The 15,779-nt window shown below is 56.3% G+C and carries 18 protein-coding genes; 11 read left to right on the forward strand and 7 right to left on the reverse strand.

Annotation, left to right across the window (positions count from 1 at the left end):
- The first annotated feature begins 10 nt into the window (after nucleotides 1-10).
- The 6 genes from rpsO to mtr all read left to right on the forward strand — a co-directional run bounded on the left by rpsO (nucleotide 11) and on the right by mtr (nucleotide 7,119).
- Entirely contained in the window at nucleotides 11-280 is a 270-nt protein-coding gene (gene rpsO, locus ACOTXD_RS00550; RefSeq protein WP_003861789.1) for a 30S ribosomal protein S15, read from the forward strand.
- A gap of 242 nt (nucleotides 281-522) precedes the next feature.
- On the forward strand, nucleotides 523-2,661 hold the full coding sequence (pnp, locus tag ACOTXD_RS00555; RefSeq protein WP_003861786.1) for a polyribonucleotide nucleotidyltransferase: 2,139 nt from the start codon (nucleotides 523-525) through the stop codon (nucleotides 2,659-2,661).
- 110 nt (nucleotides 2,662-2,771) lie between these two features.
- Complete coding sequence (gene nlpI / locus ACOTXD_RS00560; RefSeq protein ID WP_003861782.1) at nucleotides 2,772-3,656, forward strand: lipoprotein NlpI; 885 nt, start codon at nucleotides 2,772-2,774, stop codon at nucleotides 3,654-3,656.
- Between the two features lie 107 nt (nucleotides 3,657-3,763).
- Complete coding sequence (gene yrbN, locus ACOTXD_RS00565; RefSeq protein ID WP_097397692.1) at nucleotides 3,764-3,844, forward strand: protein YrbN; 81 nt, start codon at nucleotides 3,764-3,766, stop codon at nucleotides 3,842-3,844.
- The gene (locus ACOTXD_RS00570) at nucleotides 3,837-5,732 is read left to right on the forward strand and encodes a DEAD/DEAH family ATP-dependent RNA helicase (RefSeq protein ID WP_003861780.1); all 1,896 of its coding nucleotides are present in this window, start codon (nucleotides 3,837-3,839) and stop codon (nucleotides 5,730-5,732) included. The genes yrbN and ACOTXD_RS00570 overlap by 8 nt, the downstream gene beginning before the upstream one ends.
- A gap of 142 nt (nucleotides 5,733-5,874) precedes the next feature.
- The gene (gene mtr, locus ACOTXD_RS00575; RefSeq protein WP_045347164.1) at nucleotides 5,875-7,119 is read left to right on the forward strand and encodes a tryptophan permease; all 1,245 of its coding nucleotides are present in this window, start codon (nucleotides 5,875-5,877) and stop codon (nucleotides 7,117-7,119) included.
- A 101-nt stretch (nucleotides 7,120-7,220) separates the two neighbouring features.
- On the opposite strand, the gene ACOTXD_RS00580 is transcribed toward mtr, so the two are convergent.
- The 3 genes from ACOTXD_RS00580 to ubiU all read right to left on the reverse strand — a co-directional run bounded on the left by ACOTXD_RS00580 (nucleotide 7,221) and on the right by ubiU (nucleotide 10,188).
- Nucleotides 7,221-8,228: a luciferase-like monooxygenase gene (locus ACOTXD_RS00580; protein WP_006812112.1), complete on the reverse strand. Its 1,008-nt coding sequence runs from the start codon at nucleotides 8,226-8,228 to the stop codon at nucleotides 7,221-7,223.
- 78 nt (nucleotides 8,229-8,306) lie between these two features.
- The gene (locus ACOTXD_RS00585; RefSeq protein WP_003861775.1) at nucleotides 8,307-9,185 is read right to left on the reverse strand and encodes a U32 family peptidase; all 879 of its coding nucleotides are present in this window, start codon (nucleotides 9,183-9,185) and stop codon (nucleotides 8,307-8,309) included.
- Nucleotides 9,186-9,192: 7 nt separating this feature from the next.
- Nucleotides 9,193-10,188, reverse strand: a complete 996-nt coding sequence (ubiU, locus tag ACOTXD_RS00590) for a ubiquinone anaerobic biosynthesis protein UbiU (protein ID WP_003861773.1) — start codon at nucleotides 10,186-10,188, stop codon at nucleotides 9,193-9,195.
- A gap of 221 nt (nucleotides 10,189-10,409) precedes the next feature.
- Here ubiU and ubiT point away from each other — a divergent pair, with 221 nt between their 5' ends.
- A complete protein-coding gene (ubiT, locus tag ACOTXD_RS00595; RefSeq protein ID WP_003861771.1) occupies nucleotides 10,410-10,934 on the forward strand; it encodes a ubiquinone anaerobic biosynthesis accessory factor UbiT in 525 nt (174 codons plus the stop codon).
- A complete protein-coding gene (locus ACOTXD_RS00600) occupies nucleotides 10,928-11,431 on the forward strand; it encodes a GNAT family N-acetyltransferase (protein WP_003861769.1) in 504 nt (167 codons plus the stop codon). The genes ubiT and ACOTXD_RS00600 overlap by 7 nt, the downstream gene beginning before the upstream one ends.
- Here ACOTXD_RS00600 and ACOTXD_RS00605 read toward each other — a convergent pair.
- Nucleotides 11,418-11,747 (reverse strand): GIY-YIG nuclease family protein, encoded by a 330-nt coding sequence (locus tag ACOTXD_RS00605; protein WP_003861768.1) that lies wholly within the window; start codon nucleotides 11,745-11,747, stop codon nucleotides 11,418-11,420. The genes ACOTXD_RS00600 and ACOTXD_RS00605 overlap by 14 nt on opposite strands.
- A gap of 14 nt (nucleotides 11,748-11,761) precedes the next feature.
- Here ACOTXD_RS00605 and ACOTXD_RS00610 point away from each other — a divergent pair, with 14 nt between their 5' ends.
- Nucleotides 11,762-12,196, forward strand: a complete 435-nt coding sequence (locus ACOTXD_RS00610) for a YhbP family protein (RefSeq protein ID WP_023314902.1) — start codon at nucleotides 11,762-11,764, stop codon at nucleotides 12,194-12,196.
- Here ACOTXD_RS00610 and ACOTXD_RS00615 read toward each other — a convergent pair.
- Nucleotides 12,176-12,694, reverse strand: coding sequence for a type 1 glutamine amidotransferase domain-containing protein (locus ACOTXD_RS00615; RefSeq protein WP_015571965.1), 519 nt, complete (start codon nucleotides 12,692-12,694; stop codon nucleotides 12,176-12,178). The genes ACOTXD_RS00610 and ACOTXD_RS00615 overlap by 21 nt on opposite strands.
- A gap of 128 nt (nucleotides 12,695-12,822) precedes the next feature.
- On the opposite strand from ACOTXD_RS00615, the gene ACOTXD_RS00620 reads away from it, so the two are divergent.
- Together ACOTXD_RS00620 and ACOTXD_RS00625 are read left to right on the forward strand one after the other, a co-directional pair.
- Nucleotides 12,823-13,467 carry an NAD(P)H-binding protein gene (locus ACOTXD_RS00620; protein WP_023304489.1) on the forward strand — a complete coding sequence of 215 codons (645 nt, stop codon included), beginning with the start codon at nucleotides 12,823-12,825 and terminating at the stop codon, nucleotides 13,465-13,467.
- Between the two features lie 40 nt (nucleotides 13,468-13,507).
- On the forward strand, nucleotides 13,508-14,545 hold the full coding sequence (locus tag ACOTXD_RS00625; protein ID WP_003861758.1) for a permease: 1,038 nt from the start codon (nucleotides 13,508-13,510) through the stop codon (nucleotides 14,543-14,545).
- A 50-nt stretch (nucleotides 14,546-14,595) separates the two neighbouring features.
- Here ACOTXD_RS00625 and dolP read toward each other — a convergent pair whose 3' ends face one another.
- Both dolP and diaA read right to left on the reverse strand, forming a co-directional pair.
- Nucleotides 14,596-15,171 (reverse strand): division/outer membrane stress-associated lipid-binding lipoprotein, encoded by a 576-nt coding sequence (gene dolP, locus ACOTXD_RS00630; RefSeq protein WP_003861756.1) that lies wholly within the window; start codon nucleotides 15,169-15,171, stop codon nucleotides 14,596-14,598.
- A gap of 9 nt (nucleotides 15,172-15,180) precedes the next feature.
- Nucleotides 15,181-15,771, reverse strand: a complete 591-nt coding sequence (diaA, locus tag ACOTXD_RS00635) for a DnaA initiator-associating protein DiaA (protein ID WP_003861754.1) — start codon at nucleotides 15,769-15,771, stop codon at nucleotides 15,181-15,183.
- Between the last annotated feature and the right edge of the window lie 8 nt (nucleotides 15,772-15,779).

Consider the following 15,779-nt stretch of genomic DNA (forward strand, 5'->3'; position numbering starts at 1 on the left):
GAGTTTGAAAATGTCTCTAAGCGTTGAAGCTAAAGCTAAAATCGTTTCTGAGTTTGGTCGTGGTACTAACGACAGCGGTTCTACCGAAGTTCAGGTTGCACTGCTGACTGCACAGATTAACCACCTGCAAGGTCACTTTGCAGAGCACAAAAAAGATCACCACAGCCGTCGTGGTCTGCTGCGTATGGTTTCTCAGCGTCGTAAACTGCTCGACTACCTGAAGCGTAAAGATGTTGCACGCTACACCGCGCTGATCGAGCGTCTGGGTCTGCGTCGCTAATTCTTGCGAGTTTCAGAAAAGGGGGCCTGATGGCCCCTTTTTTCAACCAGACGGCAGCAATTCAATGGAAACTATTGTATTGTTGCTATAAATGATCTTCATTGCAGAGGTTCGCGCGGCTAATGAGAGGCTTCACCCATGGGGGTGTCGGTTGTCATTAGTCGCGAGGATGCGAAGAAGGTCGGGTTAAATCGTCAGCACACCTGAGGTGTGCTTTCAAACATTTAAGAAAGGACAGAACTTTGCTGAATCCGATCGTTCGTAAATTCCAGTATGGTCAGCATACCGTCACGCTGGAAACCGGCATGATGGCGCGTCAGGCTACTGCTGCCGTTATGGTAAGCATGGATGACACTGCTGTATTCGTTACCGTAGTTGGCCAGAAAAAAGCTAAACCAGGTCAGGACTTCTTCCCGCTGACCGTTAACTACCAGGAGCGTACCTACGCTGCCGGTAAAATCCCAGGTGGCTTCTTTCGTCGTGAAGGCCGTCCAAGCGAAGGCGAAACCCTGATCGCGCGTCTGATTGACCGCCCGGTTCGTCCGCTGTTCCCGGAAGGCTTCGTGAACGAAGTGCAGGTTATCGCAACCGTTGTTTCCGTTAACCCGCAGGTTAACCCGGACATCGTTGCGATGATCGGTGCGTCTGCTGCCCTGTCACTGTCTGGTATTCCATTCAATGGTCCAATCGGTGCTGCGCGCGTGGGTTACATCAATGATCAGTACGTGCTGAACCCAACTCAGGAAGAGCTGAAAGAGAGTAAGCTGGACCTGGTTGTCGCTGGTACTGAAGCTGCGGTGCTGATGGTTGAATCCGAAGCTGAACTGCTGAGCGAAGACCAGATGCTGGGCGCTGTGGTCTTCGGCCACGACCAGCAGCAGGTTGTTATCCAGAACATCAACGACCTGGTGAAAGAAGCCGGTAAACCACGTTGGGACTGGCAGCCAGAAGCGGCCAACGACGCGCTGAACGCACGCGTTGCTGCACTGGCAGAATCTCGTCTGAGCGACGCATACCGCATCACCGACAAACAGGAGCGCTATGCTCAGGTTGATGTGATCAAATCTGAAGTGACCGCGACCCTGGTTGCCGAAGACGAAACGCTGGACGCTAACGAAATTGGCGAAATCCTGCACGCTATCGAGAAAAACGTTGTTCGTAGCCGCGTACTGGCAGGCGAGCCGCGTATCGATGGCCGTGAAAAAGACATGATCCGTGGTCTGGACGTGCGTACTGGCGTACTGCCACGTACTCACGGTTCTGCGCTGTTCACCCGTGGTGAAACGCAGGCGCTGGTAACCGCGACCCTGGGTACTGCACGTGACGCACAGATCATCGACGAACTGATGGGCGAGCGCACTGACAGCTTCCTGTTCCACTACAACTTCCCTCCGTACTCTGTGGGCGAAACCGGTATGGTTGGCTCACCGAAGCGTCGTGAAATTGGTCACGGTCGTCTGGCGAAGCGCGGCGTGCTGGCAGTGATGCCAGAAGCAGACAAATTCCCGTACACCGTACGTGTGGTATCTGAAATCACTGAATCCAACGGTTCTTCTTCCATGGCTTCCGTGTGTGGCGCTTCTCTGGCGCTGATGGATGCAGGCGTGCCAATTAAAGCCGCCGTTGCGGGTATCGCAATGGGTCTGGTGAAAGAAGGCGACAACTACGTTGTTCTGTCTGACATTCTGGGTGATGAAGACCACCTGGGTGATATGGACTTCAAAGTGGCGGGTTCCCGCGACGGTATCTCTGCCTTGCAGATGGATATCAAAATTGAAGGTATCACCAAAGAGATCATGCAGGTTGCTCTGAACCAGGCTAAAGGTGCGCGTCTGCACATCCTGGGCGTGATGGAACAGGCTATCAACGCGCCACGCGGTGATATCTCTGAATTCGCTCCGCGTATTCACACCATCAAGATCAATCCAGACAAGATCAAAGATGTTATCGGTAAGGGCGGTTCCGTTATCCGTGCACTGACCGAAGAAACGGGCACCACCATCGAAATCGAAGATGACGGTACTGTGAAGATCGCAGCAACCGACGGCGAGAAAGCGAAATACGCTATCCGTCGTATCGAAGAGATCACGGCAGAAATCGAAGTGGGCCGTATCTACAATGGTAAAGTGACCCGTATCGTTGACTTTGGCGCATTCGTTGCCATCGGTGGCGGTAAAGAAGGTCTGGTACATATCTCTCAGATCGCTGACAAGCGCGTTGAGAAAGTGACCGATTACCTGCAAATGGGTCAGGAAGTACCGGTGAAAGTTCTGGAAGTTGACCGCCAGGGCCGTATCCGTCTGAGCATTAAAGAAGCAACCGAGCAGTCTCAGCCTGCTGCGGCGCCGGAAGCTCCGGCTGCTGAACAGCAAGGCGAGTAAGGTTGCCATTTGCCCTCCGCGCAGGCGGAGGGCTTATTATCAGGCAGGACGCCTTGTTAAGCCGCCGGGGGACAGGACGTTCATCCAATAGTTGTCTTCGGGAGTGGGAAATGAAGCCTTTTTTGCGCTGGTGTTTCGTTGCGACAGCTTTAACGCTGGCAGGATGCAGCAACTCTGCCTGGCGTAAGAGCGAAGTCCTCGCAGTGCCATTGCAACCGACTTTGCAGCAGGAAGTCATTCTGGCACGCATGGAACAAATACTTGCCAGTCGGGCTTTAACCGATGACGAACGCGCACAGCTTTTATATGAGCGCGGAGTGTTGTATGATAGTCTCGGTCTGAGGGCACTGGCGCGAAATGATTTTTCACAAGCGCTGGCGATTCGACCTGATATGCCTGAAGTATTCAATTACTTAGGCATTTATTTAACGCAGGCAGGCAATTTTGATGCTGCCTATGAAGCGTTTGATTCTGTACTTGAGCTTGATCCAACTTACAACTACGCGCACTTGAATCGCGGTATCGCATTGTATTACGGCGGACGTGATAAGTTAGCGCAAGATGATCTGCTGGCGTTTTATCAAGACGATCCTAATGATCCTTTCCGCAGCCTGTGGCTTTACATCGTTGAGCAGAAGCTTGATGAGAAGCAGGCCAAAGAAGCACTGAAACAGCGCTTCGAGAAATCGGACAAGGAACAGTGGGGATGGAACATTGTCGAGTTCTACCTGGGCAACATTAGCGAAGCAACGCTGATGGAACGCCTCAAGGCGGACGCAACGGATAACACCTCGCTCGCTGAGCATCTCAGTGAAACCAACTTCTATTTAGGTAAGTACTACCTAAGTCTGGGGGATATGGACAGCGCTACGGCACTGTTCAAATTAGCGGTTGCTAACAACGTACATAACTTCGTTGAGCACCGTTATGCATTGTTGGAATTATCGCTCTTGGGCCAGGAGCAAGACGACCTGGCAGAATCGGACCAGCAATAGCTGACGACATAAACATCAGCCCGTAATCTTTTGATTGCCATCACCTTCACTGGTGAGGGCGTTGTTGTTCGTCAATACACCTAATTTGAGCCGGTTCACACTTTTCAATGAAAATTGCTAATCATTTTCACGATGAGCTAAGTAGACTGGCCGCCATTAATATCGAGGCACTTGTACTACATGGCTGAATTCGAAACCACTTTTGCAGATCTGGGCCTGAAGGCTCCTATCCTTGAAGCCCTTAACGATCTGGGTTACGAAAAACCATCTCCGATCCAGGCTGAGTGTATCCCACACCTGCTTTCTGGTCGTGACGTGCTGGGCATGGCCCAGACTGGTAGCGGTAAAACCGCAGCATTCTCGCTGCCGCTGCTGAACAACATTGATCCGGACCTGCGCGCGCCGCAGATCCTCGTCCTGGCTCCAACCCGTGAACTGGCTGTTCAGGTTGCTGAAGCCATGACGGAATTCTCTAAACATATGCGCGGCGTAAACGTGGTAGCCCTGTACGGCGGCCAGCGTTATGACGTGCAGTTACGCGCCCTGCGCCAGGGTCCACAGATTGTTGTCGGTACGCCGGGCCGTCTGCTGGATCACCTGAAGCGCGGTACCCTGGACCTCTCTAAACTGAGCGGTCTGGTACTGGACGAAGCCGATGAAATGCTGCGTATGGGCTTCATCGAAGACGTAGAAACCATCATGGCGCAGATCCCGGAAGGTCATCAGACCGCTCTGTTCTCTGCAACTATGCCAGAAGCGATCCGTCGCATTACCCGCCGCTTCATGAAAGAGCCGCAGGAAGTGCGCATTCAGTCCAGCGTGACCACTCGCCCGGACATCAGCCAGAGCTACTGGTCTGTATACGGCATGCGCAAAAACGAAGCGCTGGTCCGTTTCCTGGAAGCGGAAGATTTTGATGCGGCGATTATCTTCGTACGTACCAAAAACGCGACCCTGGAAGTGGCTGAAGCCCTGGAGCGTAGCGGCTACAACAGCGCAGCGCTGAACGGCGACATGAACCAGGCCCTGCGCGAGCAGACCCTGGAGCGTCTGAAAGACGGTCGTCTGGATATCCTGATTGCAACCGACGTGGCAGCACGTGGTCTGGACGTTGAGCGTATCAGCCTGGTTGTAAACTACGATATCCCAATGGACTCCGAGTCTTACGTTCACCGTATTGGCCGTACCGGTCGTGCGGGTCGTGCGGGCCGTGCGCTGCTGTTCGTTGAGAACCGCGAGCGTCGTCTGCTGCGTAACATTGAACGCACCATGAAGCTGACCATTCCAGAAGCTGAGCTGCCAAACGCAGAACTGCTGGGCAAACGCCGTCTGGAAAAATTCGCCGCGAAAGTACAGCAGCAGCTGGAAAGCAGCGATCTGGATCAGTACCGTGCGCTGCTGTCCCAGATCCAGCCTGTCGCTGAAGGCGAAGAGCTGGACATGGAAACCCTGGCCGCAGCACTACTGAAAATGGCGCAGGGCGAACGTAGCCTGATCGTGCCACCTGATGCGCCGATGCGTCCTAAGCGTGAGTTCCGTGACCGTGACGATCGTTTCGAACGTCGTGGCGACCGTAACGACCGTGGTCCACGCGGTGACCGTCCAGAGCGTGGTGGTGAAGACCGTCCACGTCGCGAGCGTCGTGACGCTGGCGAAATGGAACTGTATCGCATTGAAGTGGGCCGTGATGATGGTGTTGAAGTTCGTCACATCGTTGGCGCGATCGCTAACGAAGGCGACATCAGCAGCCGTTACATTGGTAACATCAAGCTGTTCGGTTCCCACTCCACCATCGAGCTGCCAAAAGGCATGCCGGGCGAAGTACTGCAACACTTTACTCGCACCCGCATCCTGAACAAGCCGATGAACATGCAGCTGCTGGGCGATGCACAGCCACGTCCTGACCGTGGCGGCGAACGTCGTGGCGGTGGTCGCGGTTTCGGTGGCGAGCGTCGTGAAGGCGGTCGCAGCGAAGGTCGCGGTGGTGAAGGCCGTCGTTTCTCCGGCGAGCGCCGCGAAAACCGTGGTCCACGCCGTGAAGAAGGTGCCAGCCGTCGTCGTTTCGGTGACGCGTAAGCCTTTCGCTTCTGACGTAAAGTAAAATATACAGCCCCGATAGTCGCTATCGGGGCTTTTTTTATTCCTTTTGTACTCTTGTACTGGTACAGTGCAGCACATTAAAATGCAGAACCACATTTTTCACTGGAGATAAGGCCGCATGGCAACACTAACCACCACCCAAACGTCACCTTCGCTGCTTGGCGGCGTGGTGATCATCGGCGGAACCATCATTGGTGCCGGGATGTTTTCCCTGCCTGTGGTCATGTCCGGTGCGTGGTTCTTCTGGTCGCTGGCGGCGCTGGTTTTCACCTGGTTCTGCATGCTCCATTCCGGGCTGATGATCCTTGAAGCAAACCTGAACTATCGCATTGGCTCCAGCTTCGACACCCTCACCCGGGATCTGTTGGGCAAAGGCTGGAACCTGGTGAACGGGCTGTCCATCGCGTTTGTACTCTATATCCTGACCTACGCGTACATTTCAGCGAGCGGGTCGATTCTGCATCACACCTTCTCAGAGATGTCGCTGAACGTTCCGGCGCGTCTGGCGGGTCTCTGCTTCGCGCTGGGCGTGGCGTTTATCGTCTGGATGAGCACCAAAGCGGTCAGCCGCATGACGGCAATCGTGCTGGGCGCAAAGGTCATCACCTTCTTTCTTACCTTCGGCAGCCTGCTGGGGCACGTCACGCCGGCCACGCTGTTTAACGTTGCCGAAACGAACACCTCTTATACGCCGTACCTGCTGATGACCCTGCCGTTCTGTCTGGCGTCGTTTGGCTACCACGGTAACGTACCGAGCCTGATGAAGTACTACGGCAAGGATCCGCGCACCATCGTGAAATGCCTGGTTTACGGCACGCTGCTGGCGCTGGCGCTGTATGTGATCTGGCTGCTGGGGACGATGGGTAACATCCCGCGTCCGGAATTTATCGGCATTGCGCAGAAGGGCGGTAACATTGATGTGCTGGTACAGGCGCTGAGCGGCGTGCTGAACAGCCGCAGCCTGGATCTGCTTCTGGTGGTCTTCTCGAACTTTGCGGTGGCGAGTTCATTCCTCGGCGTGACGCTGGGCCTGTTTGACTACCTGGCGGATCTGTTTGGTTTTGATGACTCTGCGACGGGGCGCTTCAAAACGGCGCTGTTGACCTTCCTGCCGCCGATTGTGGGCGGCCTGCTGTGGCCGAACGGTTTCCTCTACGCCATCGGCTATGCAGGACTGGCGGCCACCATCTGGGCGGCGATTGTACCGGCGCTGCTGGCGCGCAAATCACGTAAGCGCTTCGGCAGCCCGAAATTCCGCGTCTGGGGCGGAAAACCGATGATTGCGCTGATCCTGGTATTTGGTATCGGTAACGCGGTGGTGCACGTGCTGTCGAGTTTTAATCTGTTGCCTGTGTATCAGTAAAACGTGCGGTCTGAACCCCTCACCCCGGCCCTCTGCCGCAGGGAGAGGGAGAAAAGAATGTAGGCCCGGTAAGCGAAGCGCCACCGGGCAAAGCAAAAAAACTACCCCACCAACTCCTCTTTCACCTGCATTGCCAAATCAAACGAATGCAGACGCGCCTGGTGATCGAAAATCTGGCCGTTAACCATAATCTCATCCGCCTGGGTTTCACGCAGCACCGCCTCCAGCCCGTGACGCACTTTCGCCTTATCACCTACCAGCGACATACTCAGAGCCTGCTGCACGCCATACTGCTCGGAGGCCGACCACAGCTGATGCATATTCTCTACCGGCGGCGGCAGCTGGCCCGTCTCACCGCGACGCAGCTTCACAAACGCCTGCTGCATGGAGGTGAACAGGAATTCCGCGTCGCGGTTGCTGTCGGCGGCAATGATATTGATACAGACCATCGCGTACGGTTTCTCCAGACGCTCGGACGGTTTGAAGTGCGTGCGGTAGAGATGCAGCGCCTGATGCAGCATATCCGGTGCGAAATGCGAGGCAAACGCAAACGGCAGCCCCAGCTGGGCGGCGAGCTGCGCGCTGTACAGACTTGAGCCTAACAGCCATACCGGGATCTTTTCCCCGTACCCCGGCACAGGACGCACGTGCGGGTTCGGATCCCGCGCGTCAAACCAGTCCACCAGCTCCGCCACATCGCGCGGGAAGTTATCGATATCGCCGCTCATATGGCGACGCAGGGCGCGCATGGTCGGCTGGTCGCTGCCCGGCGCGCGGCCAAGCCCTAAATCAATACGGCCCGGATAGAGGGTATTCAGCGTCCCGAACTGCTCGGCAATCACCAGCGGGGCGTGGTTTGGCAGCATCACGCCGCCGGAGCCCAGGTGCAGTGTGGTGGTATTCGCCGCCAGATAGCCAATCAGCACCGAGGTGGCGGCGCTGGCGATGCCCACCATATTGTGGTGTTCCGCCAGCCAGTAGCGGTGATAGCCGCGCTTTTCGGCAAGCTGAGCAAGATCGAGAGAGTGCGTGAAGGCTTCTCTGGCCGAGGAGCCTTGTGGGATCGGCGCCAGATCCAACACCGAAAACGGAATGGTTTTGTCAGTCATAACAGCTCACTTTGTCGACGGTCAATCTTTAATACTGCATTAAAAAATGATAACCGTTGTTAACAAAGTGAGCCTTTTTTATGCCTGCAATTCCAGCCCGGCGAGACGTCGCCAGTAACCGTTGCAGTCGCTGTTTGCCGTCAGAGGCAGCGGAGCAGCGCCATTTTCGTTGGCGCGGAAGGCGTCCAGCATGGCGAATACGCCGGTATCAAGCGGCGAAAGACGCACCATATCCACCAGCCCGTGCATTGACGCCAGTTCGTTGCCGAGGTTATAGACGTAACCGCTCATGGTCTGAATGCCGTTAAGAACAAACACCTGCTGATTCTCCTGCGACAGCATGCTGCGTCCGTTCGGGTACTTAATGCAGCAGGTTTCGCACTCGTCTTTCGGACGATCTTCGGAACGTGCGGTGAAGCAGCGGGCAGAGTAGGCCAGCGGCAGATGCCCATAGCTCAGAACTTCCACTTCAAACTTGTTGCGAATGCCCAGCTCTTCACACTGTGTAAGCAGGTTGGCCAGCCAGTCGCGGGAGAGCTCAACCGGCATGCACCAGCGTGTCATCCCCTGTTTGAGCAGCAGGCGCAGGGTCACCGCGTTATAGCAGTTCAGCGCATGTCCGGCGACAAACGGCAGCTTACGCTCGGCGCACATGTTCACCACGCCCAGGTCGCTCGCCTCCAGCAGGAACTCACCGTTTTCGACATAGCGCTTCAGCTCGCCCAGTTCAGAGGACGCCTGCACCAGCGCCAGCGTCGAGAGCACCACCTGCTTGCCGCTGCCGGCCAGGCTTTTCGCCATATCCAGCCAGTCGCCCACTTTGGTGGCGCGGCGCTTGCTGCACACCGCTTCGCCGAGGTAAATCACATCGGCGCTGCTGTTAGCCGCCTGCTGGTAAAAATCTTCCAGCGTCTCTTTTGGCCAGTAGTAAAGCACCGGCCCTAATGAATATTTCATGATTATCTCACTGCCATTTACGGTGATACGCGCCGAGCGTGGTTTGGGTGCCTTCGGACATCGCGCCGAGCGTCTCCATCCATGCCGCCTGCGGAGCGTAGTTTTGCGGGTCCGCCATGCAGCGGTCGATGGCCTGACGCCACACCTTTGCCACCTGGCTCACGTAGGCCGGGCTGCGCTGGCGGCCTTCGATTTTCACCGAGGCAATATTGGCGGCCAGCAGCTCTGGCAGCAGTTCCAGCGTGTTGAGGCTGGTGGGCTCCTCCAGCGCGTGGTAGCGCTCGCCGTCCACCAGATATCGGCCTTTGCACAGCGTCGGGTAGCCCGCGTTTTCACCGTCCTGATAGCGGTCAATTAACACATCATTCAGGCGTGACTCCAGTCCCTGCGGCGTTTGCTGCCAGCGAACGAAGCGGGCAGGCGAGCAGGCGCCGACGGTATTTGGCGATTCGCCGGTCAAATACGAGGAAAGATAGCAGCGGCCTTCGGCCATGATGCACAGGCTGCCGAAGGCAAAAACCTCCAGCGGCACTGGCGTGACGCGCGCCAGTTGCTTAACCTGATGAATAGAGAGTACGCGCGGCAGCACTACGCGAGCCACGTCAAAGTGTCGATGATAAAAACGGACGGCCTCTTCATTGGTGGCCGATGCCTGAACAGAGACATGGCGCTCAATATGCGGATAACGTTCTGCCGCATACTCAAGCATGGCGAGATCGGCCAGGATCAGCGCATCGGCGCCCAGCTGGGCCGCCATATCCACGGCGCGCTGCCAGCGGGCATAGCCATCAGGATGGGCAAAGGTATTGATGGCGATGTGCAGTTTGCGCCGGTGCTGGTGGACGAAGTTAACGGCTTCCTGAAGCTTTTTCTCCGTAAAGTTAAGACCCGCAAAATGGCGGGCGTTGGTATCATCTTTCAGCCCGATATAGACCGCATCGGCCCCATTTTCGATGGCCGCCTTAAGCGCCGGAAGGTTTCCGGCAGGGCAGAGCAGCTCCATAATTTATCCCGATGTTGTCGATCGCAGGGATCGTAAAAAATGTTAACGAGCTGGGATTTTAATTAACCCATACGCGACAATTTTTGATTTAAGGCAGCTAATGGCGTATTGATGGCACCAATAATGAGGTACACCGGACAACGGTTTGTTGATTTACGCCGCTATCTTCTTGTCGGGATATGGCAAAATAGCAGGACTATAGCTATCAGGGAGTAAAGCTCGTGCTGGATAAACTGCGTTCACGTCTCGTACAATTTGGTCCATCAATGCTGAGCGTGCCGGTAAAACTGGCGCCGTTCGCGCTTAAACGCCAGGTGCTGGAACAGGTACTGAGCTGGCAGTTCCGCCAGGCGCTACAGGACGGTGAGCTGGAGTTTCTGGAAGGCCGCTGGTTAAAGATTGAAGTGCGCGATATCGGGTTGCGCTGGTTTACTTCCGTTGAGAACGATCGGCTTATCGTCCGTGAAACCGCCGAGGCGGATGTCAGCTTTAGCGCGGATGCCAGCGATCTGCTGATGATCGCCGCGCGCAAACAGGATCCGGACACCCTCTTCTTCCAGCGTCGTCTGGTGATTGAAGGCGACACGGAGCTCGGTCTGTACGTCAAAAATTTAATGGATGCCATTGAGCTGGAGCAGATGCCGAAAGCGCTGCGTATGATGTTGATGCAAATGGCAGATTTCGTTGAGGCCGGGCTAAAAACCCCGCCGGACAGTAAACACACTTCAGTAGGTGAACCATGCTGATTCGAGTCGAAATTGGGATTGATGCGCCGGGTATCGATGCGTTGTTACGCCGCTCTTTTGCAGGCGACGCCGAAGCCCAACTGGTTCACGATCTTCGCGAAGATGGCCTGATTACGCTGGGCCTGGTTGCCACTGACGATGAAGGGCAGGTGGTCGGCTACGTGGCCTTCAGCCCGGTGATTGTGCAGGGTGAAGAGTTGCAGTGGGTCGGCATGGCGCCGTTGGCGGTGGATGAAAACTACCGTGGCCAGGGCCTGGCGCGCCAGCTGGTCTATGAAGGACTGGATTCACTGAATGAATTTGGCTATGCCGCTGTCGTCGTTCTGGGCGATCCGGCGTTCTACGAACGTTTAGGTTTTGAGCCAGCGTCCAGATACGATCTGCGCTGCCACTGGCCGGGCACGGAAACATCTTTCCAGGTGCATCCTCTGGCAGATGATGCGCTCGACGGCGTTACCGGTCTGGTGGAGTACCACGATCATTTCAATCGTTTTTAAGCAGGCTTTCGCGTAGCGCCTCGAAAGAGCCGTCCCCGTTGACGAGACGCTCTTTCTGGCGCTTTGTCAGCTGCTTGATGCGGTATTCCAGCCTGAGCGCCAGGGATCTGTCGCCCACGGCGGCTGAAAACGCTAACTGAAGTTCACCTTTCCCCCGTAGTGCTTTCGCCCCTTTCCCCGTTTGATGTTGTAAAAAACGCCGTGCCACATCGGTAGTGATCCCGGTGTAGAGTGCGTTATCAGCGGTTCGGACAAGATAGAGAAACCAGCACACAGTAAACAGATTCAGTATGTTAAGGTGAACGCACCATAGCATGAGAGAGAGCGAAAATGGAAACACTGGCCGCCATTAACCGCTGGCTGGCAAAGCAGCATGTCGTGACCTGGTGCGTCTGTAAAGACGAGGAGATGTGGTGCGCAAATGCCTTTTATTACTACGATCCCGAGCGCGTGGCCTTTTACGTAATGAGCGAAGACAAAACGCGGCATGCGCAGATGACGGGCCAGCAGGCAAAAGTGGCAGGTACGGTAAACGGTCAGCCTAAAACTGTTGCGCTGATCCGCGGGGTCCAGTTCAAAGGTGAAATTCGTCGCCTGGAAGGGAAGGAGAGCGACGCGCAACGTAAACGCTATACGCGCCGCTTCCCGGTGGCTGCGGCGCTAAAAGCCCCGGTGTGGGAAATCCGCCTTGATGAGCTGAAATTTACCGACAACACCCTGGGCTTTGGTAAAAAGCTGCACTGGTTACGCGCCGAGCAGGCGTAGCGCTTCACGGTTAAACGCCGGCAGATCGTCCGGTGTACGGCTGGTGATCAGCTGATCGTTATCGTTCACCACTTCCTGATCGTAGAACTCGGCTCCCGCGTTTTTCAGATCGATAACGATCGGCTTCACCGCGGTGAGCTTACGCCCGCGTACCACCTCGGCGCTGATGAGCAGCTGCGGACCGTGGCAAATGGCAAATACCGGTTTACCGGTGCCGACGAAGTCACGGGTAAAGGTGACGAAACGCTCGTCTCCGCGCAGGGAATCCGGTGAATGGCCGCCCGGTAACAGCAGGGCGTCGAAATCCGACGGGCTGACGTTATCAATGGATTCGTCAATGGTCACGCTGGCTTCGCCCTTATGGCCCTTCACGGTTTTACCCGCTTCTTTCTCGATGGTGACCACCTCGTGGCCCGCCTTCCGGAATGCCTCTGCTGGCGATGTAAATTCTGAATCTTCAAACTCGTCGGTAATCAAGACTGCGATTTTTTTACCCATGCTTCCTCCGTTGTTTTCGCTTCAGACTGTTTTTTTCCCGTTTGTGGTAAATACTTACCGGTAACAGACTTTTAAGTGTGGTAGAGCAGGCCCAGAACGCAAACGGACAATTCTGTAAAGGGGATAAGATGAGTCAGGTACTGATTACCGGCGCAACCGGGCTGGTGGGTGGACATCTGCTGCGGCTGCTGATCCAGGATCGGCATATCAACTATATCGCCGCCCCGACGCGTCGCCCGCTGTTGGATATCACCGGCGTCTATAACCCGCACGATCCACAGCTCACCGACGCGCTGGCGCAGGTGCAGGATCCCATTGATATCGCCTTTTGCTGCCTTGGCACCACCCGACGGGAAGCGGGCAGTAAAGAAGCTTTTGTCCATGCGGATTACACGCTGGTGGTGGATACCGCCCTGACGGCGAAAAAGCTGGGCGCAAAACATTTCCTGGTGGTCAGCGCGCACGGCGCGAACGCAGGCTCGCCGTTTTTTTACAACCAGGTGAAGGGCAAAATGGAAGAGGCGTTAATCGCGCAGAAATGGGAGCGCCTGACCATCGCGCGGCCTTCCATGCTGATGGGGCACCGTGACGAACGTCGTTTTAACGAGTCTTTTTTCGCTCCGCTGTTTCGCATTCTGCCGGGTAACTGGAAGTCCATCGAGGCGCGGGATGTCGCGCTGGCGATGCTAAAAGAGGCGCTGGCTCCGTCGCAGGAGGGGGTTAATATTATCCCTTCGGCAAAACTGCGTGAAATCGCGCAGGGCGAGGCGTAAACTTCCCCGGCTTATTAAATAACACCTTCCGGGGAATGGTATGACTGGTCAGTCTTCATCTCAGGCGGCAACACCTGTTCAGTGGTGGAAGCCCGCACTCTTCTTTCTCGTGGTCATCATTGGCCTCTGGTATGTGAAATGGCAGCCGTACTACGGTAAAGCCTTCACCGCCGCCGACACCCACAGCATCGGTAAATCGATTCTCGCGCAGGCCGATTCCAGCCCGCTACGCGCGGCGTGGGATTACGCAATGGTCTATTTTCTTGCCGTCTGGAAAGCGGCGGTATTGGGCGTATTGCTGGGCTCGCTGATTCAGGTACTTATCCCGCGTAACTGGCTGGTGAAAACCCTGGGACAGCCGCGCTTGCAGGGCACGCTGCTGGGGACGATTTTCTCCCTGCCGGGCATGATGTGTTCCTGCTGCGCCGCACCGGTGGCGGCGGGTATGCGCCGACAGCGCGTGTCGATGGGCGGCGCGCTTGCCTTCTGGATGGGTAACCCACTGCTGAACCCGGCAACGCTGGTGTTTATGGGCTTCGTTCTCGGCTGGCATTTCGCGTTTATCCGTCTGGCGGCTGGCCTGCTGACGGTGGTGCTTGTCGCTACGCTGGTGCAGCACCTGGTGAAAGACAACGAGGCCGGGTCTGCTTCCGTTGAGCTGGACGTCAGCGAGCCGCAGGGCAGTTTCTTTGCTCGCTGGGGCAAAGCGCTGTGGCAGCTTTTCTGGAGCACCATTCCGGTCTATATCCTGGCCGTACTGGTGCTGGGGGCCGCGCGCGTCTGGCTGTTCCCGCATGCGGATGGCGCTATCGACAACACGCTGATGTGGGTGATTGCGATGGCGGTGGCCGGTTGCCTGTTCGTGATCCCAACCGCGGCGGAGATCCCGATTATTCAGACCATGATGATGGCCGGTATGGGGACCGCACCAGCGCTGGCGCTGCTCATCACGCTGCCGGCGGTGAGCCTGCCGTCGCTTATCATGCTGCGTAAGTCATTCCCGGCGAAAGCGCTGTGGCTGACTGCGGGGCTGGTGGCGTTGAGTGGAGTGATTGTGGGGAGTATGGCGCTTGTGTGAAAAAAAGCCCGGTGGCGCTAGCGCTTACCGGGCCTGTAGCCAGGTGGGAATTACTTAATGTAAGTAAAGGCGGTGGTGACGTGTTTCACGCCGCTCACCCGGCTGGCGATATCCGCTGCCGCTTTCCCTTCACGTTCCGTCACCAGACCCAGCAGGAACACTTCGCCGTTCTCCGTGGTCACTTTCACGTTTGAGGATTTCACCTGGTCGGTACCCAGCAGCTGGGAACGCACTTTGGTGGTGATCCAGGTATCAGATGACGCGGTGCCGAGACCAATCGGCTGGCCCTGGCGGATCTCGTTATACACTTCCGCCGTGCCTTCCACACCCATCGCGATCTGTTTGGCGCGCGAGGCGAGTTCAGGATTTGGCGCCTGGCCTGCCAGCAGCACTTTGCCCTGATAAGCCGTCACGTTGATGCGTGCTTCCTTCTTGATCTGCTCGTCTTTCGACAGCGCACTGTTTACGCGCAGCTCAAGCGTACCGTCATCCACCTGCGTCCCAACGGTACGCGGATCGGTCGCTGCTTTGGTGCCGACCGCTGCGGTACCGACTACAGCGGCAGCGATGCATCCCTGAAGCAGTAATGCAGACATCACGACTGCAAGGGCCGATAAAACCTTCATGAGAACTCCTTAATCATCCTGGTGAGGGAAAAGCGTGTTATCGATCAGATCGCATAAGCAGTTCACCGTGAGCATATGCATCTCCTGGATGCGGGCGCTACGGTGCGAAGGAATGCGGATCTCCACATCCTGCGGCCCCAGCAGGCCAGCCAGCTCACCGCCGTCGTAACCGGTCAGGGCGACAATCGTCATATCCCGGGTCACTGCCGCTTCAACCGCTTTAACGATATCCCGGCTGTTACCGCGCGTGGAGATCGCCAGCAGCACGTCTCCGGCATGGCCTAAGGCGCGCACCTGCTTGGCGTAGATTTCGTCATGCAGACGATCGTTGGCAATCGCAGTTAAGACCACGTTATCGGTGTTTAGTGCAATGGCAGGTAAGCTTGGGCGCTCGGTTTCAAAGCGATTAATCATGCTGGCAGCAAAATGCTGTGCGTTGGCGGCGGACGTGCCATTGCCACAACAGAGGATTTTGTTGCCGTTGAGCAGCGACTGAACCAGTGTCATCGCTGCACGCGAGATCGCGTCCGGAAGGGCTTCCGCCGCGGCAATCTGCGTTTGAATGCTTTCTGTGAAGCACACTTTAATTCGTTCGAGCACGGTATCCC

It is taken from the genome of Enterobacter cloacae complex sp. CDL013, from assembly GCF_049238805.1.
Lineage (GTDB): Bacteria > Pseudomonadota > Gammaproteobacteria > Enterobacterales > Enterobacteriaceae > Enterobacter > Enterobacter hormaechei_C.